This is a genomic window from Tardiphaga sp. 215_C5_N2_1, assembly GCF_052076055.1.
GTDB classification, from domain to species: Bacteria; Pseudomonadota; Alphaproteobacteria; order Rhizobiales; family Xanthobacteraceae; genus Tardiphaga; species Tardiphaga robiniae.
On sequence record NZ_CP197240.1, the window covers coordinates 6,578,073 to 6,603,980 of the forward strand.

General features: G+C 61.7%; 24 protein-coding genes. 15 read left to right on the forward strand and 9 right to left on the reverse strand.

The features are described 5' to 3' along the window. Positions 1 to 64: 64 nt before the first annotated feature. Positions 65 to 145 (reverse strand): pyrroloquinoline quinone precursor peptide PqqA, encoded by an 81-nt coding sequence (gene pqqA, locus AB7828_RS31035; protein ID WP_089267584.1) that lies wholly within the window; start codon positions 143 to 145, stop codon positions 65 to 67. Between the two features lie 291 nt (positions 146 to 436). Between pqqA and AB7828_RS31040 the strand changes: the two genes are divergently transcribed. From AB7828_RS31040 to AB7828_RS31080, 9 genes are all read left to right on the forward strand, one after another. Then, complete coding sequence (locus tag AB7828_RS31040) at positions 437 to 694, forward strand: DUF6894 family protein (protein WP_441232158.1); 258 nt, start codon at positions 437 to 439, stop codon at positions 692 to 694. A 256-nt stretch (positions 695 to 950) separates the two neighbouring features. Next, complete coding sequence (locus AB7828_RS31045) at positions 951 to 2,330, forward strand: PQQ-dependent sugar dehydrogenase (RefSeq protein ID WP_441232159.1); 1,380 nt, start codon at positions 951 to 953, stop codon at positions 2,328 to 2,330. A gap of 194 nt (positions 2,331 to 2,524) precedes the next feature. Beyond that, positions 2,525 to 3,112 carry a c-type cytochrome gene (locus AB7828_RS31050; RefSeq protein WP_439063282.1) on the forward strand — a complete coding sequence of 196 codons (588 nt, stop codon included), beginning with the start codon at positions 2,525 to 2,527 and terminating at the stop codon, positions 3,110 to 3,112. An 889-nt stretch (positions 3,113 to 4,001) separates the two neighbouring features. Continuing rightward, positions 4,002 to 5,405 carry an amidase family protein gene (locus AB7828_RS31055; protein ID WP_441232160.1) on the forward strand — a complete coding sequence of 468 codons (1,404 nt, stop codon included), beginning with the start codon at positions 4,002 to 4,004 and terminating at the stop codon, positions 5,403 to 5,405. Positions 5,406 to 5,419: 14 nt separating this feature from the next. Next, positions 5,420 to 5,896, forward strand: a complete 477-nt coding sequence (locus tag AB7828_RS31060) for a glutathione peroxidase (protein ID WP_439057642.1) — start codon at positions 5,420 to 5,422, stop codon at positions 5,894 to 5,896. Beyond that, on the forward strand, positions 5,893 to 6,147 hold the full coding sequence (locus tag AB7828_RS31065; RefSeq protein WP_089267433.1) for a DUF3297 family protein: 255 nt from the start codon (positions 5,893 to 5,895) through the stop codon (positions 6,145 to 6,147). The genes AB7828_RS31060 and AB7828_RS31065 overlap by 4 nt, the downstream gene beginning before the upstream one ends. Positions 6,148 to 6,344: 197 nt before the next feature. Continuing rightward, positions 6,345 to 7,187, forward strand: coding sequence for an ABC transporter ATP-binding protein (locus AB7828_RS31070; protein ID WP_231081171.1), 843 nt, complete (start codon positions 6,345 to 6,347; stop codon positions 7,185 to 7,187). 5 nt (positions 7,188 to 7,192) lie between these two features. Next, positions 7,193 to 7,969 (forward strand): ABC transporter permease, encoded by a 777-nt coding sequence (locus tag AB7828_RS31075; RefSeq protein ID WP_315844366.1) that lies wholly within the window; start codon positions 7,193 to 7,195, stop codon positions 7,967 to 7,969. Positions 7,970 to 7,976: 7 nt separating this feature from the next. Further along, positions 7,977 to 8,741, forward strand: a complete 765-nt coding sequence (locus AB7828_RS31080; RefSeq protein WP_068732140.1) for an ABC transporter permease — start codon at positions 7,977 to 7,979, stop codon at positions 8,739 to 8,741. 144 nt (positions 8,742 to 8,885) lie between these two features. Here AB7828_RS31080 and AB7828_RS31085 read toward each other — a convergent pair whose 3' ends face one another. Genes AB7828_RS31085 through AB7828_RS31105 form a run of 5 tightly spaced genes read right to left on the reverse strand, consistent with a single transcriptional unit; the run spans position 8,886 to position 14,605 of the window. Further along, positions 8,886 to 9,869 carry a 3-hydroxybutyryl-CoA dehydrogenase gene (locus AB7828_RS31085; RefSeq protein ID WP_441232161.1) on the reverse strand — a complete coding sequence of 328 codons (984 nt, stop codon included), beginning with the start codon at positions 9,867 to 9,869 and terminating at the stop codon, positions 8,886 to 8,888. Next, on the reverse strand, positions 9,866 to 10,960 hold the full coding sequence (locus AB7828_RS31090; protein ID WP_441232162.1) for an NAD/NADP octopine/nopaline dehydrogenase family protein: 1,095 nt from the start codon (positions 10,958 to 10,960) through the stop codon (positions 9,866 to 9,868). Before AB7828_RS31090 ends, AB7828_RS31085 begins: the two co-directional genes overlap by 4 nt. Continuing rightward, positions 10,957 to 12,495, reverse strand: a complete 1,539-nt coding sequence (locus AB7828_RS31095; RefSeq protein ID WP_441232163.1) for a class I adenylate-forming enzyme family protein — start codon at positions 12,493 to 12,495, stop codon at positions 10,957 to 10,959. The genes AB7828_RS31090 and AB7828_RS31095 overlap by 4 nt, the downstream gene beginning before the upstream one ends. Positions 12,496 to 12,497: 2 nt before the next feature. Then, a complete protein-coding gene (locus AB7828_RS31100) occupies positions 12,498 to 13,781 on the reverse strand; it encodes an acyl-CoA dehydrogenase family protein (protein ID WP_231077637.1) in 1,284 nt (427 codons plus the stop codon). After that, the gene (locus AB7828_RS31105; RefSeq protein WP_441232164.1) at positions 13,778 to 14,605 is read right to left on the reverse strand and encodes an alpha/beta fold hydrolase; all 828 of its coding nucleotides are present in this window, start codon (positions 14,603 to 14,605) and stop codon (positions 13,778 to 13,780) included. Before AB7828_RS31105 ends, AB7828_RS31100 begins: the two co-directional genes overlap by 4 nt. Positions 14,606 to 14,855: 250 nt before the next feature. Between AB7828_RS31105 and AB7828_RS31110 the strand changes: the two genes are divergently transcribed. Next, the gene (locus AB7828_RS31110; protein ID WP_441232165.1) at positions 14,856 to 16,028 is read left to right on the forward strand and encodes an acyl-CoA dehydrogenase family protein; all 1,173 of its coding nucleotides are present in this window, start codon (positions 14,856 to 14,858) and stop codon (positions 16,026 to 16,028) included. Between the two features lie 37 nt (positions 16,029 to 16,065). Here AB7828_RS31110 and AB7828_RS31115 read toward each other — a convergent pair whose 3' ends face one another. Together AB7828_RS31115 and AB7828_RS31120 are read right to left on the reverse strand one after the other, a co-directional pair. Further along, the gene (locus AB7828_RS31115; protein ID WP_441232166.1) at positions 16,066 to 17,568 is read right to left on the reverse strand and encodes a flavin-containing monooxygenase; all 1,503 of its coding nucleotides are present in this window, start codon (positions 17,566 to 17,568) and stop codon (positions 16,066 to 16,068) included. Between the two features lie 119 nt (positions 17,569 to 17,687). Next, on the reverse strand, positions 17,688 to 18,137 hold the full coding sequence (locus AB7828_RS31120) for a cupin domain-containing protein (RefSeq protein ID WP_441232167.1): 450 nt from the start codon (positions 18,135 to 18,137) through the stop codon (positions 17,688 to 17,690). Positions 18,138 to 18,404: 267 nt separating this feature from the next. Between AB7828_RS31120 and AB7828_RS31125 the strand changes: the two genes are divergently transcribed. The 5 genes from AB7828_RS31125 to AB7828_RS31145 all read left to right on the forward strand — a co-directional run bounded on the left by AB7828_RS31125 (position 18,405) and on the right by AB7828_RS31145 (position 25,183). Beyond that, positions 18,405 to 19,433, forward strand: coding sequence for an AraC family transcriptional regulator (locus AB7828_RS31125; RefSeq protein ID WP_441232168.1), 1,029 nt, complete (start codon positions 18,405 to 18,407; stop codon positions 19,431 to 19,433). 86 nt (positions 19,434 to 19,519) lie between these two features. Further along, positions 19,520 to 20,281: an SDR family NAD(P)-dependent oxidoreductase gene (locus AB7828_RS31130; RefSeq protein ID WP_441232169.1), complete on the forward strand. Its 762-nt coding sequence runs from the start codon at positions 19,520 to 19,522 to the stop codon at positions 20,279 to 20,281. Positions 20,282 to 20,334: 53 nt separating this feature from the next. Then, the gene (locus AB7828_RS31135) at positions 20,335 to 21,177 is read left to right on the forward strand and encodes an enoyl-CoA hydratase family protein (RefSeq protein ID WP_441232359.1); all 843 of its coding nucleotides are present in this window, start codon (positions 20,335 to 20,337) and stop codon (positions 21,175 to 21,177) included. Between the two features lie 266 nt (positions 21,178 to 21,443). Continuing rightward, positions 21,444 to 23,795 carry a bifunctional salicylyl-CoA 5-hydroxylase/oxidoreductase gene (locus AB7828_RS31140; protein WP_441232170.1) on the forward strand — a complete coding sequence of 784 codons (2,352 nt, stop codon included), beginning with the start codon at positions 21,444 to 21,446 and terminating at the stop codon, positions 23,793 to 23,795. Between the two features lie 137 nt (positions 23,796 to 23,932). Continuing rightward, complete coding sequence (locus tag AB7828_RS31145; protein ID WP_441232171.1) at positions 23,933 to 25,183, forward strand: flavin-dependent oxidoreductase; 1,251 nt, start codon at positions 23,933 to 23,935, stop codon at positions 25,181 to 25,183. 150 nt (positions 25,184 to 25,333) lie between these two features. On the opposite strand, the gene AB7828_RS31150 is transcribed toward AB7828_RS31145, so the two are convergent. Next, positions 25,334 to 25,789 (reverse strand): cupin domain-containing protein, encoded by a 456-nt coding sequence (locus tag AB7828_RS31150; protein ID WP_089267419.1) that lies wholly within the window; start codon positions 25,787 to 25,789, stop codon positions 25,334 to 25,336. Between the last annotated feature and the right edge of the window lie 119 nt (positions 25,790 to 25,908).

Here is a 25,908-nt window from a genome sequence, read left to right on the forward strand (position 1 = left end):
CGCGGGGCGCCCGTCAGTGACGAAGGCGCCCCCAAAACTTAAGATCTTAGCGTGAGCTCAAGTCTTACTTGCGCGCTGCGCAGGCGTACATGTTGATTTCCATGCCGACTGCAACTTCGACGATCTTCGGTGCTTTCCAGGCCATATTTATCTCCCGCTTCTCTGCAGTCAGGTACTGCATAACCACAACTCTAATCCCTGCTCAAAGGTTCGCCAACAACTTCGTCATCACAATGTGAAGCGATAGGGGTACAATATGCGTGCAATGCACAATCGATTGCGCTGCAACATTGCAATGGCGAGAACGTTCCATAGATAGCGAAGGCCTTCGGTTGAAAGGCATTGATTCGTACTCAGCCCGCCGCATCTTCCGGGATATTCGCGTGGTCTGAGGTCTTCTGCGTCCGCGCCCAAGCCCAGTGCCAAGAGAATTGCCATGCCGCTTTATTTCTTCAACACACGCATCAACGACGAGCTGGTGGTCGATCCCGAAGGCGAGGAGCTGCGGAATCCCGATCATGCCTGGGATGTGGCGCGGTCGATGATCCTGCAATTGCTGCGCTCCGAGGGCACGCCGAGCGATCTGCTCAAAGCGGTGCTGGAAGTCACGGACAAGGACGGCGAGATCGTGCTTGAATTTCCGTTCACCGAAGCACTGCTCGATGCCACCGATGAGTCCGCAACGCGGCACTAGAGCGTTGTCGAGCGAAGTGGGCACCGGTTCGCGTCAAGAAAACGCGTCAATACAAAAAGCCAGAGCCTCGGTTCTGATTCTATCAGAACCGAGAAGGCTCTAGCCGATTGCGGGAATCGGTGCAGGCTTGCTCGCGCGCCATGTTTTGATTGCGCAGCGACATAAAAATATCCAACAGTGCGATCCGGAAAGCCTCGGGGCGGCGCATCTCATGTGCTGCGAGCAGAGAAGGCTTCCGTAAAAAGGGGAGAGATCCATGAGTGTCTACACGTCCGCGCGCCGGGCATTGCTTGCCGGTGCGTTCATCGGTGTCTTTACAAGCGGCGCTTTTGCCCAGCAGTCCGATACGTCACCTGCAACACCGGCTCCTGCAGCCGCACCAAGTGCAGCGCCTGCTGCTCCCGCAGCGGCTCCTGCACCGGCACCAGCCGCCCCGCAGGCTGCCGCTCCGGCACCTGCAGCAGCGCCAGCCGTTGCCACAGCGCCTGCGCTGCCGCCCGGCTCGCCGCTGATCGGCCGTCCCGATGGCGCCGCCGCAGCCAGGCTCGCGCCGGTCGCACCGCCGCCGATTCCATCGGCCGCCGACAAGCTGCCGACTGCCAAACTGAAAGTGCCCGCGGGCTTCAACATCGAAGTTTATGCGGCCGGCATGGCCAATGCGCGCTCGATGCGCGAGGGCGACAAGGGCACCGTGTTTGTCGGTTCGCGCCTGGTCGACAAGGTCTATGCCGTCATGAACAAGGACGGCAAGCGCCAGGTGAAGGTGCTGGCCTCCGGCCTCTATCGCCCGAACGGTCTCGCCTTCAAGGACGGCACGCTCTACATCGCCGAACTGTCGAAGATCTCGAAGATCGACAAGGTGGAAGACAATCTCGAAAATCCGCCGAAGCCGACCATGATCTACGACAACCTGCCGAAGGACGAAGCCCATGGCTGGAAGTTCATCGGCATCGGCCCGGACAACAAGCTCTATGTGCCGGTCGGCCAGCCCGGCAACAATGTGCTGCATGACGAGGCCCATGGCCAGATCCGCCGCATGAATCTCGATGGCACCGGCGCCGAGATCTATGTGAAGGGCGTCCGCAACACCGTCGGCTTCGACTGGAATCCGACCACCAAGCAGATGTACTTCACCGACAACGGCCGCGACTGGATGTCGGAAGCGGTGCCGGAAGATGAACTCAACCGTGTCACCAAGGCGGGTGAAGACTTCGGCGCGCCATATTGCCTGCAGGGCAATATCCTCGATCCGGAATTCGGCTGGGGCAAGTCCTGCGCCGACTACACCGCGCCGGTCGGCCTGCTCGGGTCGCATACGGCGGCATTGGGCATGCGGTTCTACACCGGCAAGATGTTCCCGGCCGCCTACAAGGATGCGATCTTCATCGCGCGCCATGGCTCCTGGAACAAGACTCAGAAGCTCGGCGGAGACGTCGTTGTCGCGAAGCTGAACAAGGACGGCACGGTGAAGTCCGTCGAGCCGTTCCTCACCGGCTTCATCGAGGACAACAAATATGTCGGCCGCCCCGTCGACGTGCTGCAGATGAAGGACGGATCGCTGCTGGTCTCCGACGACTGGAACGGCGCGATCTATCGCATCAGCTATGGCAAGCAGAAGGTGGCGGACAAGAAGTGACGACGTTTTCTCACCTCTCCCCGCTTGCGGGGAGAGGTCGACTGCAACGCGCGAAGCGCGTGAAAGTCGGGTGAGGGGGACTCTCCACTTGCTCCGAGCGCGGTGAGAGTCCCCCTCATCCTCACCTTCTCCCCGCAAGCGGGGAGAAGGAATTCGCCACGCCGGAGTTTCAGTATTCAGAAAGTTCAAAGCCGATGCGCCCGTTTGCCGTCATCGTAGCTCTTTTTCTCTCGACGTCCCCACTCTTCGCCGCCGAACCCATCACCGAGCGCGCCGCGCCGTGCCTCGCCTGCCACGGCGAGAAGGGGACCTCCGAAACCGAGAACACGCCGTCGCTCGGCGCGCAGCAGCCGGCCTATTCGCTGATCCAGATCTACATGTTTCGCGAGAAGCTCCGCGTCGCGGAGCCGATGAACGACATGGTGAAGGATTTTACCGACGACGACCTGCGCAGTTTCTCTGACTATCTCGCGACGCTGCCGAAACCGACAGCGCTGGAGGCGGGCGATCCCCAGGGGATCGCTAGCGATCCCGCGCGGATGCAGGCCGCCAAGGCGCTGACATCGCAATTTCGCTGCGATAGCTGCCACAACGCTGATTTCTCGGGCCGCGACAATATCCCGCGCATTGCCAACCAGCGCGAGGACTACCTCGCCAAGACCATGCGCGAATACAAGGACAACTCCCGCCACGGTTACGATGCCACCATGGCCGATGTGATGCAGTCGATCTCCGAAGCGCAAATCGTGGAGCTGGCTTATTTTCTCGCAAGGGTGAAGTGACGTCGCGCGGGCTCCCCCGCGCGACGTCATTCCGGGGCAGGCCGGGCTGCACAGCGGACCGGAATGAGCCCGGAATCCCGACATGTTCAGCTCCCACTGTCATTCCGGGGCGCGGCTGGCACTTGCCGGACGCGAACCTCAGCCATTCCACTTGGAATGGTGGGGAATCTCGGAGTGTTTTGCGCTGAACATGCTGGGATTCCGGGTTCGCGTCCGGCAAGAGCCGGCCACGCCCCGGAATGACGAGTGTGGGGCGGCGAGCCAGCACCTAACATTTTTTCCTATTTCTTATTGACAATATCCCGCCATGGATTATTTTCCCCTTCGTCCGGCCCCGATGAGAGGGGCGAGCGCGATCGTCACGTTCGCGGGGCTGGATGCGGTGGACGCCGGAGATGCGGCGTTACGCGGTTTGGGGGTGACGTCTGTCTTCGGGCAGGACGGATCTGCGCCAGCACTGCCACTGGCAAGGAGACGGCCGATCTTGGGATGGAAAGACTCCCTGGACAGTGTGACGGACGACCAAGTCAAAACGCGTTCGGCTTACTCGCTTGAGGCTACCCTGTCCCTCCGCCCTGGGACATTAATTTTGGTGATGGGACCGTTCGCCATGGCAGATGTGCAGGCAACCGAAAAAACACCGTATGCGGAACGTCGGGCACTTGCTCGGCGCCTCCGAAAGTCCTGATGCACTCTAGATTGCGGAAGACCGCATTCGCATCAGGCCCAAGGGTGCAACGGGCACCCGGCGTTCCGCACGCCCTCTCGATTGAGGGTGGGAAGGAATGCTCATAGCTCGGACGCTTCGGCGCCGCGAGACTGCGAAATCGTGCCTGATTGGCAATCTCCGGCCGCCTGCGTTAACAAGCGACAAGCAATGGAGCACTGCATGAACGATCTCTGGCGCCTGTCGGCAACTGACCTCTCCGCACTCATTCGCGACCGCAAGGTGTCCGCCAAGGAGGCGACGGTGGCTGGCCTCGCACGGCTCGATGCTGTGAACCCTGCCATCAATGCCGTGGTCGACCATCGACCCAATGAGGCGCTGGCACGGGCGGATGCGGTCGATGCGGCGATTGCGCGCGGCGACGATGTCGGTCCGCTCGGCGGCGTGCCCATCACCGTCAAAGTGAATATCGACTACGCGACCTATCCGACATCGAATGGCGTGAAGATCCAGAACGAGATCATCGCCAAGACCAACAGCCCGGTGATCGACAATCTGCTGAAGGCTGGCGCCGTCATCATCGGCCGCACCAATTGCCCGGCATTTTCCTATCGCTGGTTCACCACCAATCAGCTCTATGGTGATACCAAAAACCCGCGCGATCCCTCGCTGACGCCGGGCGGATCATCAGGCGGCGCAGGCAGCGCGGTCGCCGCCGGCATCGGTCATATCGCTCATGGTACCGATATCGCGGGCTCGATTCGCTATCCCGCTTATGCCTGCGGCGTGCACGGGTTGCGTCCCACGCTCGGCCGCATCGCGGCTTACAATCAGGCGCTGCCCGAGCGCATCATTTCCGGCCAGATCACCGCGGTGTCCGGCCCGCTGGCGCGCACCATCAACGATGTCCGTCTTGGCCTCGCCGCGATGTCGCAGCCCGACGCGCGCGATCCCTGGTGGGTGCCGGCGCCGCTCGAAGGACCGACGCGCGAGAAGCGTGCCGCCATGTGCTTACGGCCTGATGGTCTCGCCATCACCGCCGACGTCGAAGCTGCCGTGCGCGATGCCGGCAAGCGGCTGGAGCGGGCAGGGTGGGTCGTCGAGGAAGTCGAGAACACGCCGGCCCTGCGCGAGGCCGCCGCCTTGCAGACGCAGCTCTGGTTCGGCGATGGCTATCAGGGCATGCTGGATGCGGCCGAACGCGAGGGCGATCCCGCAGCACTGGTCTGTCTGCGCGGACAGAAGGACAAGCTCAAGGACTTCGAGAATGGCGGCCTGTCCCGCGCGCTGGTGCGCCGTTCCACCTTCGTGCGCGACTGGGAAATGTTCTTGCAGCGCTATGCCGTGGTGCTGATGCCGATGTCCGGAGAGCTGCCGTTCCCGGATCATCTGGATATGCAGGGCCAGGAAGGCTTCGATCGCGTCTGGGCCGCCCAGATGCCGCAGATTGGCATTCCCTTCATGGGCCTGCCGGCGCTGAGCGTCGCCACAGGCCTCGTCGGCCGTGCGCCGACCGGCGTGCAGGTCGTGGCCGGCCGTTACCGCGAGGATCTGTGTCTGCTGGCCGGCGAAGCCATCGAGGCCGGCGGTACCCCGCCGATGCCTTGCGACCCCGTGACGGCCTGAGAGGGATCAGTGTGATGACCGGCATCTCCGATTTTTCTGCGAACGCACTGACAGGTGAGCCTGTCGCGCTCAAGCAGTTCGAAGGAAAGGTGCTGCTGATCGTCAATACCGCCAGCGCCTGCGGATTCACGCCGCAATATGCGGGGCTGGAGAAACTGCAGCAGGATTTTGCGCCGCGCGGATTTTCCGTGCTGGGCTTTCCCTGCAATCAGTTCGGCGCACAGGAGCCCGGCGACGCCAAGGCGATCGAGAGCTTTTGCGAGGCCAATTACCACATCACCTTCCCACTGTTTGAGAAGATCGACGTGAATGGCGCCGGGGCGCATCCATTGTATAATTACCTGAAATCTGAAAAGTCCGGATTGCTGGGTTCGGGGATCAAATGGAATTTTACCAAATTCCTGATCGACCGTTCCGGACGGGTCGTCGAGCGTTTTGCGCCGACCGCCAAACCTGAATCACTGCGAGAGAAAATCGAGGCGCTGCTATGACCGACAACACCAATGCATCAGCCGATCTGCCTGATCGCCTGTCCACCGATCCGCGAAGCCCGTTCTACAATGCCGAAGTGCTGCAGCGCGATGTCGGCATTCGCTTCAAGGGTGCCGAGAAGACCAATGTCGAGGAATATTGCGTCAGCGAAGGCTGGGTGAAGGTGCCCGCCGGTGCGGCAAAGGACCGGTACGGCAATCCGCTGCTGATCAAGCTGACCGGCTCTGTTGAGCCGTATTTCCGCGACTAACGCCACGAAAGCGCCGAAAGCCCTGCTGCAGGAAGCTGACCTGTTCGCAGCAGGCGCTGACTAGCAAAAAGGCGTTGCCCGCATAAATTTGAAGCTTAAAGTAATTGCAGTTTCCGGCTAGGCTGCGTCCGTCAGCATGATGGACACAGTCGGGCCGTCGTGATTGCAATGCGTGCATGGCAAATGAAGGACCGGGAATGCAGGTGGTGTCGCTACGTTCGGACGCTCACGCCGAGTCGGAACCTTTATCCGGCCGCAAACCAGCTTCAGCCATGATCGAAATCGATCACGTCTCGCAGCGCTTCCAGACCTCCGGCAAGCAAAGCCATCTGGCGCTGTCGGATATCAACCTCACCATCGAAGACGGCGCCTTCGTCTCGATCCTCGGCCCATCGGGCTGCGGCAAGTCGACCTTGCTCTATATTGTCGGCGGCTTCGTGCAGCCCACCGATGGCGTCGCCAAGGTGAAGGGCAAGGCGATCACGGGACCGGGCCCCGATCGCGGTCCGGTGTTTCAGGAATTCGCGCTGTTTCCGTGGAAGAACGTGCTCGGCAATGTCATGTATGGCATGCGCCAGCAGGGCATGAAGAAGGCTGAAGCCGAAACGCGCGGCCGCAAGCTGCTCGAGATGGTCGGCCTCAAGGGCTACGAGAATTTCTATCCGAAAGAACTCTCCGGCGGCATGAAGCAGCGCGTCGCGATCGCGCGCACGCTGGCCTACGATCCTGCCGTGCTCTTGATGGATGAGCCGTTCGGCGCGCTCGATGCGCATACCCGCACGCGGCTGCAGAACGATCTGCTCGACATCTGGGATACACAGCGCAAGACCGTGCTGTTCGTCACGCATTCGGTCGAGGAAGCCGTCTATCTCTCCGACAAGGTGATCGTGATGTCGCGCTCGCCGGGCAGCATCAAGGAAATCGTCGATATCGATCTGCCGCGGCCGCGCAAGCGCGCCGATCTGCTGCTCGACGCACGGTTCCAGAAATACATCGTCGATATCGAGAAGATGATCGACGACGGCAAGGACCATCTGTGATGACCATGCGCGGGGTGCTCAAGACACTTTCGCCATTGTTCGCCTGTATCGGCTTGCTGTGTGTCTGGCAGATTGCCTCGCTGCGGCTGGATACCGAAAGCTTCCCAACGGCATTGGAGTCGATCAAGGCCATTCCGTCGATCCTCGGGGACAAGGGATCGCTGCTGAACATTCTCGATTCCATCCGTCGTATGGCCATCGGCCTCGTGCTCGCAGTGATGTTTGCGATCCCGCTCGGTCTGCTGATGGGGCGCATCAAGGCTGTCGCGGCCTTCTTCAATCCGCTGATGATGATCATCTATCCCGTGCCAAAAGCAGCGCTAATGCCCATCATCATGCTGTGGATGGGCGTCGGCGACGTCTCCAAGATCCTAGTTATCTTCCTCGGCGTCAGCCTGCCGATCATCTATCACGCCTTCCAGGGCTCCAAAGCCGTCGAAGAAAAGATGCTGTGGTCAGGGGCGGCGATGGGCATGTCGGCGCCAATGCGCATGCTGCGTATCGTGCTGCCCGCGGCGCTGCCGGAAATTCTCACGGGCTGCCGCACCGGGCTCGTACTGGCGCTGATCACCATGATCACCTCGGAGATGATCGCGCGCCAGTCCGGCGCCGGCAACATCCTGTTCAACTCGCTCGACATGGCGCAATACGACACGGTGTTTGCGATGATCCTGATCATCGGCGCCATGGGCATCATCTTCGATGCGGCCTTCGAGAAGCTTCGCCTGTCGCTGGTGCGCTGGTCGCAGCCGCGCGACGACATGCCTCTCAGCTTCACGTGAGCACGACATGAACCAGGAACGCATCAATTCGGTTCTGCTGGGCATCACGCCGATCGTGCTGTTCATCGCGCTGTGGCAGTCGCTGATCTCATTCGGCTTCGCACCGACGAGTTTGTTGCCACCGCCAGGCGCCGTATTCGGCAAGCTGGCGAAGGACTTCTTCAACGGCGACTTTCTGCACGATATCGCCGCAACACTGATCCGTCTGTTCGCCGGCTTCGGCATCGCCGTGGTCGTCGGCGTGTTCATCGGTCTTGCTGCAGCGGTCAGCCCGGCGGTCAATGCCGTGGTCAAGCCGCTGGTGCGCGTGCTGGCGCCGATCCCGAAGATCGCGCTGTATCCCGCGCTGCTGCTGATCCTCGGCTTCGACCACGCCTCCAAGATCACGCTGGTGACTGCCGACGCGCTGTTCCCGATCCTGCTCTCGACCTATTACGGCGCGTCGATGGTCGAGCAGAAGCTGATCTGGTCCGCGATGGCCGCCGGCACGCCGCGCTGGCAGATACTGTTCAAGGTGGTGCTGCCCGCCGCGATGCCATCGATCCTCACCGGCTGCCGCATCGGCCTCGTGATCTCCTGCATCGTGGTATTCCTCGCCGAGATGATCACCTCGACCGATGGCCTCGGTCACATGCTGGTGCAGGCCGCGCGCACGTTCCAGACCGTGGACATGTTCGTTCCGCTGATCATGATCTCGATGCTCGGTCTGATCCTGAACAGCCTGCTGCACTGGCTGCGCAGCTATCTGCTGCGCGGATTCCCGGAAGTGTGAAGACCTTCGATCAAAACACTCAGCCCTCATGGTGAGGAGGCGCCTATTCGGCGCCGTCTCGAACCATGAATGGATGTGCGGCCATCCTTCGAGACGCCGCGCAAGTGCGCGGCTCCTCAGGATGAGGGGCCGAGTTCGCAGTCGCTACAAAACCGGCGGCTTCTGCAGCTGAAAGTGCTTCAGCAGATCGACGAATGCCGACAGCCGTCCCTCGCGATAGGCATCGACATCGAGACCTCCGTAATTGAGAAAGCCTTCGCCCGTCTTCAGGCCGATCTTGCCCTCGGCCATGTTGCGGCCGACGATCTCCGGTGACGAATAGCGATCGTTGTTCAGTGCACCGGTAAGGTACTTGCTGGCGTAATACAGAATATCACCGCCGCCCCAATCGACGAATTCAAGCAGGCCCAGTACTGCGAAGCGGAATCCGAAACCGTATTTGATCGCCTTGTCGATATCCTCGGGGCTCGCAACGCCTTCCTCGACCATGCGCGCGGCTTCATTCATAGCCATCGCCTGGATGCGCGGCACGATATAGCCGGGCGTCGCGGCGCAAACTACGGGGACCTTGCCGATGCCTTCGAGCATCTCCTTCACCCGCGCGGTGATTGCCGGATCGGTCTTGGCGCCGGCTGAGACTTCAACCAGCGGCACGAGATAGGCCGGGTTCAGCCAGTGTGCGTTGAGGAAGCGCTCGGGATGCTCGACGGCGCTGGAGATGTCATCGACGAGGATGGTCGACGTCGTCGATGCGATGATCGGCGTGGGGCCTGCGAGCTTTGACGCGCGGGCCAGCGCATCGCGCTTCTGGTCGAGCACTTCGGGCACGCCTTCGAAAATGATCGCCGAACCGCTCAGTGCGGCACCTGCGCCGGCTTCCGGCACGACACTGACGCGCGACACCAGCGTCTCGATATCAACCTCAGTGAGCAGGCCGAAACGCGCCATGCTGGCGAATGTCTTGCGGACCTCGCCGATCGCCTCGGCTTCGAGCGCCTTGAACTTGTCGAGGTCGCGCGCCTTGAAGTCGACGATCGCGACATTGTGGCCGGCATAGGCGAAGGCGACGGCAATGCCGCGGCCCATGCGGCCCGCGCCAAGACATGCGATGGCGGCACGGGCGCTCATGCGGCAAAGCCTTCGCGCAGTAGCTTCAGCAGCGCGGCCTGATCGAGATCGCCGAAGCCGAGGCTTTCAAGCGTGCGGCCGCCCTGCAGGAAATTTTCGCCACAGATCGCGCCGCCGATGGCGAGGAAGGCTTTGACCAGTGGTGTCTCGATGCCCGCGAGCGTGGCGCAGGACAGGAAGAACGACAGACCCGTGCGCAGATCCTCGCGCATGTAGCGGTGCTCGGTGAGCACGATTTGCTCGCGCCAGTCACCGCTGTCGGTGAGACGATCATGCGAGCCGCGGCCATACATCCACTCTTCGCCTTCCTTGGCGTAGTGATCCGCCAGCGGGAAATGCGCGCCGTTGTAGCCAAAGGCCTCGCGGATGGCGATGCGCTCGGCATCGAGCGCGTCGGTGACGCGGCGGATCGCGGGCTGCGTACCTTCCTTGTGAATGTCCCAGGTCGGAAAATGCTCAAGCGGCCCGGCATTCATGACGATGAGTGGCGGATGGATAATCGGACCGGCATTCATCAGCGCGCCAGACAACGCATCGCCGCATGGCTCGATCACACCGGGGAAGGCTTTGTCGATGACCTTGCAGGCATAGTCCATCATGTGAAGCGGGAACACGCCGGTCGGCAGACGCTTGGCGCGGATGGTGATGGCGACCTCGAACGGGCCGTGCTTACGCGCGAGCCAGGGCAGTGTACCGGTTTCCGCAAAGGCGACCTTGGCCGTGTTGCCGGCGTCATGTGCGGCCTTGGCAAAGATCATCGAGCCGAAGGTCGCCGGCGGCAGATAGACGACCTGACCATCCTTGAGATACGGCGCGATCCGCCTGGCGATATCAGGCTGCGCAAAGGCGGGTGCGGGGCACAGGATCAGTTCGACGTCCTTGATCGCTTCCGCAATGTCCGTCGTTACCAGCGTCAATTGCGTATCGTGCGTGCCCTGGGCATTCTTGACCTTGATGCGCGAGCCGGCCTTGTTGTGTTCGGCGACAGCCTCGGCGTCGCGGCGCCACAGGCGGACGTCATGGCCCTGCAGTGCGAAATCACCCGCGGCTGCGAACGAACCGTTGCCGCCACCCAATACTGCGATCTTCAATTGGTCTCTCCGTCGCTCGGCGTTGCCGCCTGAACCTGCTTCAGTTTGAAATGCTGCACCTTGCCAAGCGCGGTGCGCGGCAGGTCTGTGACGAACACGATGTCGCGCGGCTGCTTGTAGCGGGCGAGCTGCGTGAGAACATGGGCCTTCAGTGTCTCGGCGGTCACGCTGCAATTCGGCCGCAGCAGCACATAGGCGACTGGTACTTCCTGCCATTTCGGATCTGGCACACCGACCACGCCGCAATCGGCGACATCGGGATGTTCGAGCAGTACGCGCTCGACCTCGGCGGGATAGACGTTCTCGCCGCCGGAAATGATCATGTTCTTCTTGCGGTCGTGGACCCAGAAATAGCCGTCATCGTCGCGCGTGCCGATATCGCCGGTGCGATACCAGCCGTCATGCAGCGCCTCGCGCGTCGCGCCCTCGTTGCCCCAGTATTCGTAGAACACGTTCGGGCCGCGCACAGCGATCTCGCCGGTGGCAGTGGCAGGCAGTTCGTTGCCGTCGTCGTCGATGATGATGGCTTCGCAGCACAGGCCGGGCAAACCCGTCGATCCCGTACGCGACAGGTCGCCGCCCAGCCGCGTATAGACCGCGATCGGGCAGGTCTCGGTTGAACCATAGACCTGCAGCACGGGAATGCCGCGCGCTGTCAGGCGTTCGATCAGATGCGGCGGCACGATGCTGGAGCCGGTGGATACGGCCTTGAGGCAGGACACGTCGGTCGCAGCCCAGGCGGGATGCTCGCTCATGGCCTGAATGATCGCGGGTACCCAAACGGTCAGGGTGGGTCGCTCCCGCGTGATCGCTTCCAGCGTGGAGTCGGGTGTGAAGCGCGCATGGATTGTTACGGTAGCGCCGTGATGCAGCGCCGGCGTGGTCTGGATGTTCAGGCCGCCGACATGGAAGAAGGGCAGCACGGTCAGGACGTGATCGTCCGAGGTGATGCCATGCATGTGCTGGCTCATCACGCCGTTCCACAGCACGGCTTCCTGACGCAGCACGGCGCCTTTGGGGCGCCCTGTTGTGCCCGACGTGTAAACGATCAGCAGCGGGCAGGAGAGGTCGGTATGTGGATTGCGGCCATCGCCGGAGGCGCGGGATAGCAGTGTGTCGAATGTCTGGCCGGGGGCATCAGGCGCGAAATCGAGCGCGATCACGCGCGTATCCGGCAAGTCCTTCGCAAGCGAGGGCAGGATCGCCGCAAAGCCTTCTTCCAGCACCAGCACCTTTACCGAAGCATCGGACAGGATGAACAATTGCTCGGCGACCGCGAGGCGCCAGTTCAGCGGCACCATGATCGCGCCGAGGCGGGCGCAGGCATAGAGCAGAACCAGATAATCGGGCCGGTTCATGCTCAGGATCGCGACGCGGTCGCCGCGACCGACGCCGCATTCCGCCTTCAGTGCCTTCGCCGCTGCCTCGATCCGCGCGTTGAACGCGGCATAGCTGAGCGTCTTGCCCTCGAAATGAATCGCGGGCTTGTCGGGTGTAAATGCGGCATTGCGGGCGATGAGGCTGGAGAGATCCACGATTACTCGTCTTTCTCACCGGCCTCATAGAGTGCCTCGCGGCCGATACGGTCGAGGCAAAGCTCGGCGGTCCAGGGCAGCATCAGCGCACCGCAGCGGCTGTCGCGATAGATGCGCTCCAGCGGCAGCGTCTTCAGCATGGCCTGACCGCCGCAGGTGCGGATCGCCAGTGCCGCAAGTTCGTTGGCGCCTTCCATTACGGTGTACTGGGCGGCGTAGGCGCGTAGCACCTGCTCCTTTGACGGATTGGCGCAGGCCTCGGTCACGGCCTGGAACCAGGTCGACTTGAGCTGCTCGAGCTTGATCTGCATCTGCGCCACGGCGATCTGCTTGGTCGGATACATCCGGCGCTTGACTGGCGGCATGCCCGGGATTTCGCCGCGGAGATACTTCACGGTGAAATCGTACGATGCCTGCGCGAGACCGACGTAAGTCGGCGACAGCGTCAGGAACATGTGCGGCCAGCGCATCGCGGCCTGGAAGTAGACGCCGCGCGGCATCAGCGCTGCATCTTCCGGCACAAACACGTCCTTGAAGATCAGCGTGCGGGAGACCGTGCCGCGCATGCCGAGTGGATCCCAGTCGCCGACGACGGAGACGCCTTCGGACTTGGCGGAAATCGCCAGATACAGCGTGTTGCGGCGCGAAGCCTTCTCTCCCTCAGCGACCTCGGTGCAGAGCACGCCGTAGTAATCGGCGAAGCCCGACAGCGAGGCGAAGATCTTCTTGCCGTTGACGATCCAGCCCCCCTTGACGGGCTTGGCTTCGGTGCCGAATGCAACGCCGCCTGCGGCGGCTGCGCCACCTTCCGAGAACGGCTGCGAATAGATCGCGCCGTCTTCGACGATGCGCTTGTAGTGGATGGCGCGGCGGCGGTGCTGTTCGGCGCGCATCTGGTCATCCATGTCGAGGTCGTCGGCCAGCGGGCCGGACCACAGCGTCGAGCAGACATGCATGTTCCAGGTCAGCGCGGTGGCGCCGCAATAGCGGCCGATTTCGGCAGCAGCGAGCGAATAGGTCTGATAGCCGGCGCCCGACCCGCCATTGGCTTTCGGGATCGAGATGCCCAGCAGACCCGCCTTGTGCAGGTCCTTGTAGTTCTCCAGCGGGAAGGTGGCCTCGGTATCCCACTTCGCCGCACGGCCGGCGAAATTGGCCTGTGCGAGCTCGCGCGCCTTGGCGATCAGCCCGGCCTGTTCGTCGTCGAGACGATAGGCCTTCGGATCGAACATCGGCTTGTCGAGAACGATGCTGTCGAGATCGGGCTTGCTGGCAGGCTTGTTCATGAAGATGACCCCGAAAGGTTGTGGCTGGTTTTGAGGAAGTCGGCGAGCACTTCGTTGAATTCGCGCGGGCATTCGAAACTGGCGAGATGCCCGACGCCTTCAAGTTCGACATAGGTCGCGCCCGGCACGAGTGTGGCCATCTTGGCCATGGTTTTCGCGGGCGCGTTGTTGTCTTTCGATCCAGTTAGGACTAAAGTCGGTATTTTGATGTCCGCAATGTTCTTGCGCAGATCGAAGCCGATCATCGCCTTCATCGAGGCGCGATAGGTGTCGGGCTTCACAGACGCCATGCAGTCGCGTGCGAGTTCTAGGCCGGCAGGATCCGGATTGTCGCCGATCAGGCCTGCCACCAGCTTCGGCGCCATCGAGACCATGGTCTCGCCGCGGTCGAGCGGGCCAAGCCGGGCGTCGATGAAATTCTTCTGCCATTCGCCGTCGGAGCTGCCGAAGGCCGACGTGGTCTGCGCCAGCACGATGGCGCCGGCGAGATCGGGATAGTCCACCATGAAGCGCTGCACGATCATGCCGCCGATGGAGTGGCCGACCAGCACCGGCTTCCTGGCGCCAATCTGCACGAGGAAATCCTTCAGGGCTTCGGCGAAGGCCGGGATGCTGGGCGCCGGTAGCTGTGCTGAGCCGCCATAGCCCGGCATGTCCCAGCCGATGGCGTAGTAGCGGTCGCCGAATGCTTCGAGCTGGTGGCGCCAGCCGCGACCGGCACCGCCGATCCCGTGCAGAAACACCAGCGGCGTTGCTGCGGAATCGCCTTTGGCTTCAAAGCCGAAGCGGCCGTCCTTCGTCGTCAGGGCTGCAGAATTTGGCACGCATAGGCCTCCTGTGCTGTCGGACAAGGTGATCCTAGCATGTCCGAAATATATGAAAAGCGATAGTTTTAGACTTAAAGGGTTGTGGATTGCCTCATCCGGAGGCACGTCGTTGTTAGGGGTCGGGTCTCCGAGTGATGGACCCTGCGCCTTCCGCTTGGCGATGTTGTGATGTTCGGCCATCGCCCTTGTCCGAAATTTCTTTAGGTTTAAAACAATGTCGATTGCCTATGCATCGAGGGAGGAAGCCATGTCCGATCAGTCATTTTTGTCCTGGCCGTTTTTCGAGGACCATCACCGCGAACTGGCCACCGGCCTGTCGCGCTGGGCCAAGGCGATATTGCCCGGTCTGGTCAATCATCATGACGTCGATGGCTCCTGCAAACGTCTGGTGAAGGCGCTTGGTGATGGAGGCTGGCTGCGCGCGGCAGTACCGGCGAGCCATGGCGGAATGTTTCCAACCTTTGACGTGCGCTCGCTATGTCTGATCCGCGAAACGCTGGCCTATGAGACTGGTCTCGCAGACTTTGCCTTTGCGATGCAGGGATTGGGCACCGGCCCGATCAGCCTGTTCGGTTCGGAAGCGTTGAAGTCGCGCTATCTGCCGCGCGTCGCCAGCGGTGAGGCCATTGCAGCTTTCGCATTGTCAGAGCCCGATGCAGGTTCGGATGTCGCTGCGATGACGACGACGGCGATGCCTGATGGTCCGGATCATGTCCGCATTAATGGCCTCAAGACCTGGATCTCCAATGGCGGCATTGCCGACCAGTATGTCGTGTTCCTGCGCACCGGCGAATCCGGCGCGCGTGGCATCAGTGCTTTCGTCGTCGATGCCGATACGCCCGGCTTCACCATTGCGGAGCGCATCGATGTGATCGCGCCGCATCCGCTGGCCACGCTGAAATTCGAGGATTGCCGCGTGCCTCTGGCGAACCGTATCGGCAAGGACGGCGAAGGCTTCAAGGTCGCGATGGCGACGCTCGACGTGTTTCGCTCGACCGTCGGTGCTGCCGCGCTCGGCCTCGCACGACGCGCGCTCGATGAAGCGCTGCATCGCTCGGTCACGCGAAAAATGTTTGGCCATACGCTGGGCGATCTTCAGCTGACGCAAGCGGGACTCGCGGAGATGGCCACGTCCATCGATGCATCGGCCCTGCTTGTCTATCGCTCGGCCTGGACCAAGGATCAGGGCGCGGCGCGCATCACACGCGAAGCCGCCATGGCCAAGATGTTCGCGACCGAAGCGGCACAGACAGTGATCGACCGCGCGGTTCAAATCTTCGGCGGCATGGGCGTGCAGTCGGGCGTCAAGGTCGAGGAGCTCTATCGCGAGATTCGCGCGCTGCGCATCTATGAAGGCGCAACCGAAGTTCAGAAGGTCATCATCGGTCGCGAGCTGATCAAGGCGGCGCAGACCAATTGAGCGGAAAAGGCGAGCCGATTGCGGCTCGCCTGACACCTCACGCGGCTGTCGCCTCCGCTTTGTAGTTCGGAGCCGACGCAAGAAACCGCGCATAGGCGTCCGCATCTGGCGGCGTGAATTTCTCCACCAGCGTGCTGCGCCGTTTGCTGGTGGCGCCCATGTCGTCGAGCAGTTCGTCGAAATGCTTGAAGTGATAGGGCGCCACGCATAGTCCGCCATAAACGCCGGCTGCGGGCCGTTCGACGCGTTTGAAATGCAGCATCTTGTCCATATCCGCATGCATCTGAGCGGCGGTCGGCTGTTTCGCCAGCTTGCCGTCGGCATAGCGCACCAGCCAGTTGGCGGCCATTTCCGCCGTCAGCACCGAGCAGAAGCTGGAGTTGAAGCCGACAAATCCCATGTCTGGCAGATCCGGATTGGCAATGACGCGATACAGCCGATACTGCCCGTCGTCCTGGATGAGCTTGTCGCGATATTGCTGCGGCAGGAACGGTACGCCGAGTGTGAAGCCGATAGCCAGCACGGCAACGTCAGCTTCGACGCGCTGGCCTGATGACATCACAATGGTCTTGCCGTCGTAGTGATCGAAGGTACCGCGGATGGCCTTGATGCGTCCGTCGGCAACCATCGGGAAGAAGTTAGGTGTAGCGATCGGTACCGAGCAGTTGATGCCGTCCTCGATACGGCCTTCCGGCACCATGTCGCATTTCTTGAGCTTGAGCTGGGTCTTCAACATGGCCTCCAGCCCGCGCCAGTTGGCCCAGATGAATGGCTTGGCAATGGCGTGATTGAGTCGCGAGAGCGCACTCAGGCCCCAGCCCCGAAACATCTCCTCCTGGGCGCGGATATAGAGGATGCGCTTGAAGTTGATCAGGCCGCCGATGAAATAGGGAATGCGCCAGACCGGCTCGCGATAGACGAAGGTAACGGCGCTGGCGCCGGCATTGACCGAATGCACGGCGATATCGGTGGCCGATTTCGAGCCGCCCAGCACGATGACCTTCTTGCCTTTGACGATGGATGAATCCGTGTGCTCGGCCGAATGCAGGATCACGCCGCCGGCGGCCTTGAACGCGTCTTCGCCGGGATGATGCAGTTCCTTGCGCTCGTTGAATTGCCCGGTGCAGACCGCCACGAAATCGAATGTTTCCTGCGCGGTGTTGCCAGCCGCATCGCGTGTCTCAAGCGTCCAGCCGGGGAGTCCATCTTCGCGGCGTTTCATGCTCACGACGGTCGTGTTGAAACGCATCAGCGGGATCAGATTATAGTCGCGTGCATAGTCTGTGAGATAGGCATGGACCTGCGGTCCCTTCGGCCATTCCGGATAGTTCGCCGGCATCGGCTTGCCGGTGAACCGATAGAGTTCCTTGGGGCTTTGGGTCTGCACCTCCGGATAAGAGCGGGCGGGCTCCCATACGCCGCCGAGATCGCCACTGCGCTCCAGCACCGTGACCTTGTGCCCGTGCGCCGTGAAGGATTTGGCGGCGGCAAGGCCCGCAATGCCGGCGCCGATGACGCACACACTCTTCTGTTTGACCATGGCTCGTCTCCTGTCTGAATGCAGCGCTGCATCGCGGGCGTGCGGGCTCACGCGCGCAGACGGGTGTCTGCGCGGAACGACCGCGATGCGTGAAAAAAACTGGGTTCGGCTGTTGACGCCTAGTCGTTGGCTTCCGGTGGCAGGAAGTTCACTTCATGCTCAGCGGAGACCCGCACGATGGCTTCGATGTCGCTCATGTTGTGCAATTGCCTGAACAAGGCTTCGAGCTTCTGTGTCGGCGACACCCAGAACAGCGCGCGAGCCGGTTTGTCCGACTTGTTGAAATAGCCATGCGGAATGCCGCGCGGCAGGCGGACGAGGTCGCCGGCATGGGCGCGGACCCACTGGCCGTCGAGCTTGAGGTCGAGAATACCCTCCTGCACCAGGATGAACTCTTCCTGGGTCGGATGGATATGCACCGGCACGAACTGACCGGGATCGCTGTTGGTCTCGAAGGCAAAGGTGGAGTCGGTCACGGCCTTTGGAAAATAGACCTGCCCGAGAATATTCCACGTGGTGCCCCCATATCCGGTGCCGTTCTGGGTGATGCCTTTTTCAAGTGCCGCCATGGTCCTGCTCCCTTGGGTTTCACGTCTGCAAGGATGCTGCGTGACCTCGGGGTCTGTCTCTAGCCGTTGAACGAATCCGCTATCCAAACGACGAAATAATTACCGGCGCAGGCGGGGCGCGCGTACGCTGCGCTGCACACTCATCTTTGGTAGGTGCCGGCCTGCGCATTCGTTGTGCAGCACGGCAACATTTGCGGCGGGGCGCCGACTATGCGGCGTGACGGGACATGGATAGTCTAGGCTTCAAATAACGCAGGCGATCGGACCATGGTGTTGGACGCAGCCGTATCAGGGAATGCCCAGCCGGCCCGCGCCGCAAGGCTTGCGGCATTCTCTCGTGTGTTCACGACGGATATCGACGAGGCTGCCGATTCGATCGGGCGTATTTTTTGTCCGCATGCGCTGGACCCGTTACAGCGCTCCCGGCAAGATTTTCATGCGCTCCATAACTGTGCGGCGTTCGATGGCTTCTCGGTGAACTACGTCTCCTATGGTGGCTCGGTGGCGATCGATCCCGGCTGTCTCGATCGCTTCTTCTTGCTGCAAATCCCGATGCATGGCGGTGCCCGTATCAATACGGGTGGCCGGACGATCGAAGTGTCGGCAGGGCGTTCCGCGTCCTTGCTGTCGCCGACCATGCCGACAAAAATGGTCTGGCAGGGCGACTGCGCCAAGCTGATCCTGCTGGTTGAACGACGGCTCGTCGAGGAGCGCGCGGCGGTGCTGGCGGAGAAATCTGGTGCCGTGATCGAGTTCGATCCGCAGGTCGATCTGAATACGCCGTTCGGTCTCGCGATCCGGTCCCAGATCGAATATCTGGTCGATCTCGCGGAGCATCGCGGACCCGGACAGCAGATCTCGCCGATGATGGCGGCGACCCTGCGTGACTCCGTGATTGGACTGCTGCTGACCGGTCAGCGACATACGCTGACCGACACCATAGATCGCTCCCTGGCGCGCCTTGGTCCGCTGCCATCAGTGCTGAGAAAGGCACGGGACTATCTTCAGGTCCATGCCACTGAGCCGCTCGATCTCGATCGGCTCGCGCGCGCGGCTGGCATCGGGATACGTTCGCTGCAGCTCGGCTTTCAGAAGCATTTCGGCATGTCGATTTCCGATGCGCTGCTCGATATCCGGCTGACGCATTTGAATGCACGACTGTTGCGGGCGGCACCGGGCGAGCGGGTCATCGATATGGCCTTCGATCTCGGCTTTACCCATCCGAGCCGGATGGCCAGCTTCTACCGTGCCCGTTATGGCGAGAGCCCGTCGGATACGCTCCGCCGCAGCCGCTAGCAGCATGGCCTGCCTGTTTCTTGCAAAAGCTTGAAGTCTAAAATAATATCCAGGCAGGCTCATGGAGAGCCTGCGGAAGGTGATGCATGTCCGGACTGTCTCGCTCCTCCCACGCTCTGGTGACCGGCGGCGGCCGCGGCATCGGCCGCGCCATTGCAGCATCGTTGGTGCAGGCCGGCGCGACGGTCACCATCATGGGCCGCAATCTCGCGGTGCTGAATGAAGTCGTCGCTGCCGGTGAGGCGCATCATGCGATCACGGCGGACGTCTCCGATCAGGCCGCGCTGAATGCCGCGATTGCGGATGCCGCGAAACGCCAGCCGATCGATATTCTGGTGGCGAATGCGGGTGCCGCGGAATCCGCGCCTTTCGTGAAATCAGATGCCGCGCTGTTCCAGCGCATGATGGACGTCAATTTCATGGGCGTCGTCTATGCGACGCAGGCTGTGCTGCCCGAGATGGTCAAGCGCAAGAGTGGCCGCATCGTCGCGGTTGCTTCGACGGCTGGCCTCAAGGGCTACGGCTATGTCAGCGCCTATAGTGCAGCGAAGCATGCTGTCATCGGCCTCGTGCGCTCGGTGGCGCTGGAAGTCGCGAAAAGCGGTGTCACTGTGAATGCTGTGTGCCCAGGCTTTACCGAGACTGATCTGCTCGAAGGCAGCATCGACAACATCATGAGCAAGACTGGCCGTACGCGCGAACAAGCTGTTGCCGAATTGGCGAAGCACAATCCGCAGAGCCGTCTGGTGACGCCCGGCGAAGTCGCCGATGCCGTATTGTGGTTGTGCGGCGCCGGCGCCAGTTCCATCACCGGCCAGAGCATCGCCGTCGCTGGCGGCGAAGTCTGATCGAACCGCAACAACAAGAACCGAACAAATTACCGGGAGCCAATATGTCAGTCATGGTCAAGAACACGGTCGCCAATCCCGTCACGCTGCCGCTGGCCGAGTTCAAGCCTGAGCATTTCCTACTGGCGGTGGCCGATGGCATCGCGACGGTGACGCTGAACCGGCCGGAACGCAAAAATCCGCTGACCTTCCAGAGCTACCGCGAACTGACGGATTTCTTCCGCGCCTGTGCGATGGATGACGACGTCAAGGTTGTGGTCGTCACCGGTGCCGGCGGCAACTTCTCGTCGGGCGGCGACGTATTCGAAATCATCGGCCCGTTGATTGAGATGAACACCAAGGATCTGACGGCCTTCACGCGCATGACCGGCGATCTGGTCAAGGCGATGCGCGCCTGCCCGCAGCCGATCATCGCCGCAGTGGAAGGCATCTGCGCCGGCGCCGGCGCCATCATGGCGATGGCCTCCGACATGCGTCTGGCTGCGACCGGCACCAAGGTCGGATTCCTGTTCAACAAGGTAGGCCTCGCCGGCTGCGACATGGGCGCCTGCGCGATCCTGCCGCGCATCATCGGCCAGTCCCGTGCGTCGGAGCTGCTCTATACCGGCCGCTTCATGACGGCCGAGGAGGGCGAGCGCTGGGGCTTCTTCAGCCGCATCGTCGCGCCTGCAGAGGTGCTGAGCCAGGCGCAGACACTGGCCAGGCAGATTTCCGAAGGCCCGACCTATGCCAACACCATGACCAAGCGCATGCTGTCGATGGAATGGGCGATGTCGGTGGAAGAGGCGATCGAAGCCGAGGCGGTGGCGCAGGCGCTATGCATGACCACGGAGGATTTCGCCCGCGCGTTTCATGCCTTCGCGAACAAGCAGAAGCCGAAGTTCGAGGGTAATTGAGACACACGCACCGTCATGCCCCGGGCTTGACCCGGGCATCCATCTTTGGCGGCAATGCGGGTGGTAAGATGGATGGCCGGGTCAGGCCCGGCCATGACAGAGTTTTCAACAAGTCGCCTCGCGCGGGCGCGAGCAAATTCAAGATGCATCGCGCCGATTGACAATTTGATGTGCATCAAAGCTGGCGAATTGCCGGTTTGTCAGGCTTGCCAGGAATTGTTTTAGGTTTAAAATATCTCCATCCAGGCACGACTGCGGAGGCTGTCATGAAGATCGCGATTATCGGTGGCGGGCCGGCGGGCCTCTATTCTGCGATCCTGCTGAAGAAGCAGCGGCCGCAGGCAGAGATCACGGTCTATGAGCGCAACCGCCCTGACGACACCTTCGGTTTCGGTGTGGTGTTCTCCGACGCCACCCTCGACAATTTCGAGAAATACGATCTTCCGAGCTATCAGCGCATCACCCAGGAATTCGCGTACTGGGACGATATCGCCGTGCACTTCCGCGGCACTGTCCACCGCGTCGGCGGCAACGGCTTCTGCGGCTGTTCGCGCCGCACGCTGCTGATGATCCTGCAGGATCGTGCCCGTGAACTCGGCGTCCATCTGCTGTTCGAAGTCGATATCACCGACGAAGCACGTTTCGCCGATGCCGATCTGATCGTGCTGGCTGATGGCATCAACAGCCACTTCCGTAACAAGTATATCGAGCACTTCGCGCCCGAAGTGGATTTGCGTTCGAACAAGTTCACCTGGATGGGCTCGACCAAGCCGCTCGATGCCTTCACATTCCTGTTCCAGGAAACCGAGTGGGGTCCGTTCATCGCCCACGCCTATCAGTATGAGGCTGGCCGTTCGACCTGGATCTTCGAAACCGATCCTGAAACTTTCAAGCGCGCCGGCCTGGAAGGCCTCGGCGAGCAGGAATCCGCTGATTGCATGCACGATATCTTCAAGGGCTTCCTTGGCGACCACAAGCTGTTGATCAACCGCTCGATGTGGCGCAATTTTCCGATGATCCGCAACAGGCGCTGGGTCAAGGACAACATGGTGCTGCTTGGCGACGCCAAGGCGACGGCACATTTTTCCATCGGTTCGGGCACCAAGCTGGCGATGGAAGATGCCATCGCGCTGCATGATGCAATGGCGAAGGCCCCGACTGTTGAGGCCGGTTTGCACGACTACGAACACGGTCGCCGCGAGGAGGTCGAGAAGATCCAGCATTCAGCGGATGTGTCGCTGGTCTGGTTCGAGCACGTGGATCGCTTTTGGGATTTCGACCCCGTGCAGTTCGCTTTCGGCGTCATGACCCGTGCCAAGGCGATTACCTACGATAACCTGACGCTGCGCGCGCCGGACTTCGTCAAGGAAGTCGACAAGTCGTTTGCGCAGAAGGTGCGCGCGCAGGGCTTCGACGTCGATATTGATAAGCCGGAAGTGCCGATGTTCCAGCCGTTCAAGATGCGGGATATGGTGCTTGCCAATCGCGCCGTAGTGTCGCCGATGTGTATGTATTCGGCGGAAGAGGGCGTGCCGAACGATTTCCATCTGGTGCATTACGGCTCGCGTGCCATTGGCGGCGCAGGTCTCGTCTTCACCGAAATGGTCTGCGTCGGCCGCGACGCGCGCATCACGCCTGGCTGTGCGGGACTTTGGACCGACGAGCAGGAAGCGCAGTGGAAGCGCATTGTCGATTTCGTGCACAACACGTCCGCCGCCAAGATCTGTCTGCAGCTCGGCCATGCCGGCCGCAAGGGCGCGACCAAATTGATGTGGGACGGCATGGACCGTCCGCTCGCCGATGGCGCATGGGACATCGTCTCGGCGTCGCCGCTGCCTTACTATCCGGACAGTCAGGTGCCCGCGGAAATCGATCGCGCCAGCATGGATCGTGTGAAGGCGGAGTTCGTCGCCGCGGCCATCCGCGGCGAGCGCTGTGGCTTCGACATGCTTGAGATGCATACGGCGCACGGCTATCTGCTGGCGAGTTTCCTGTCGCCGCTCACCAACAAGCGCACCGATGAATATGGTGGCTCCCTGGAGAACCGTCTGCGCTTCCCGCTCGAAGTGTTCACGGCGATGCGTCAAGCGTGGCCGGCACACAAGCCGATGTCGGTACGTTTCTCGGCGACCGACTGGGCCGAAGGTGGCAACACCGGTGACGATGCGGTGCAGATCGCCCGCGCCTTCGCCGAAGCCGGTGTCGATCTCGCCGATATCTCGACAGGCCAAACCGTCAAGGAGTCGCGTCCGATCTACGGCCGGATGTTCCAGACGCCGTTCTCGGATCAAGTCCGCAACGAGGCCCGCGTTGCCACTATGTGCGTCGGCAACATCACGTCCGCCGATCAGGTCAATACGATCCTGGCCGCCGGCCGTGCGGACCTCGTCGCGCTTGGTCGTCCGCACCTGACCGACCCGTCCTTCACCATCAAGGCGGCCGCCTGGTATGGTGCAAAGGATGCCTATTGCCCGCCACAATATATGCCCGGCAAGGATCAGATTTTCCGCAACAGCGTCAGGGACAAGCAGGATTTCGAAGACCTGAAAATTAAGGCTAAGCCGAAGACCCGCGCCGAGATGCGGGCGGAGGCCGCCAAGCCACTTGCGGCTGAATGACTGGGCATGCGAGTTTATTGATCACAAACGTAGGATGGGTAGAGCGAAGCGAAACCCATGACTGCGGCGCGTATCGTTGATGGGTTTCGCAAGGGCTCTACCCATCCTACGGCATTGTATCGAGTGGAGTTGAGCTGATGAAAGCAATCATCGTGGGCGGCGGCGTTGGCGGTCTGACCACCGCCTTGATGCTGCGGGCGCGGGGCATCAATTGCGAACTCTACGAACAGGCTGACTCAATCCGCGAACTCGGCGTTGGCATCAACACGCTGCCACACGCGATCCGCGAACTCGCTGGTCTCGGTCTGCTCGATCGCCTCGATGCGGTGGCGATCCGCACCGATGAGCTGCATTATCTCAACCGTCACGGGCAGGAAGTCTGGCGCGAGAAGCGCGGCTTCGGCGCCGGCCATGACGTGCCGCAATTCTCGATCCATCGCGGCCGCCTGCAGAGTGCGATCCATCGTGCGGTGGAAGAGCGCCTTGGCGCCGAGGCGATTCACACCGGTCGTCGCCTGGGTCACTTCACGCAGGACGAGGGGGGTGTCACCGCCTATTTCTTCGATCGCAATAACAACCATGTCGAAACCGCGCGGGGCGATATCCTGATCGGCGCTGATGGCATCCATTCGAAGGTGCGCAGCACGCTGTTCCCGAACGAGGGACATCCGGTCTGGAATGGCCTGATGCTGTGGCGCGGTGCGCGCGACTGGCCGGCTTTCCTCACCGGCAACTCGATGATCGTCGCCGGCGGTCTCCACGCCAAGGTCGTGATCTATCCGATTGCCGAAGGTGAGACGCCGGGCAACCGGCTGACCAACTGGGCCGTGCTGGTGAAGACCGGCGAGGGGGGCACGCTGCCGCCGCGCCGCGAGGACTGGTCACGTCCCGGCAAGCGCGAAGAACTGATGCCGCATGTGGCGCGTTTCAATGTGCCCCATATCGACGTGCCGGCGCTGATCACGGCAACCCCGGAATTCTGGGAATATCCCTGCTGCGACCGCGACCCACTGCCATACTGGTCGGGCGGCCGCGTCACGCTGCTCGGCGACGCCGCGCATCCGATGTATCCGGTCGGCTCGAACGGTGCCTCCCAGGCGATCCTCGATGCGCGCGCGCTGGCTGACTCGCTGGCCCATGCCGAACATCCGCGCCAGGCGCTGATGGCCTATGAGCGCAAGCGCCTGCCGATGACCGCGGAGATCGTGCGCTCCAACCGTCGGGGCGGTCCGGAAGGCGTCATTGACGCCGTTGAACAGATTGCGCCGGATGGCTTCGACAATGTCGAGAATGTCCTGAGCTACGCGCAGCGCGAAGCCATCGTGAAGGGCTACGCGCATAAGGCTGGCTTTGCGGGGCAGCCCGGGCTGGCCGTGGTGAACGGCTGATCTAGCTCGCTGCAAATCGAGAATTTAGCTTTCGTCATGCCCGGGCTTGTCCCGGGCATCCACGTTTTGGGCGCCGCTTAAGATGTAGATGGCCGGGACAAGCCCGGCCATGACGTCGATGATGGTATGTGGCTGAACGAAGAGCCGCGCTTAGGCGCCGGGAGGCGGCGGCAGGAAGTGGATGTTGTATTCGGCAGCGAGCGCCACCACGTCTTCGGGCTTCTGTTCCTTCATATTGTGGATCGCCCAGAACAGGTCATAGAGCCGGCGGCTCGGCGAGACCCAGAACAGCACCTTCGCGTTCTGATCGGACTTGTTGAAGATGCCGTGCGGAATTCCGCGCTGCAGGCGCACCAGATCGCCCGGCGTGGCCGAAGTTTCGGAGCCGCCGAGGAAGAAGTCGAGCTTGCCTTCGAGAATGTAGAGATACTCATCCTGGTCGGGATGGATGTGCGGCGGCACGAAGGTGCCGGGCGGGAAGGTGGCGTGCCACGAGAACGAATCCTCGGTGCAGTTCTTCGGCACATAGGTCTGGCCGAGGATGTTCCAGGTGATGCCCTGCATGCCTTCATTGGCGCGGGTGATGCCGGCGATCTCGGTCTTCATGGTTGGTCCTTCCTTGGGTCACGCATTACGACGCGTCGGGTGGTACTCGAAAACAGTTGATCAAACGTGGAGGAAACGGTCCTTCACGGTGGAGTCGTTCTTGAGCTGCTCGGATGTGC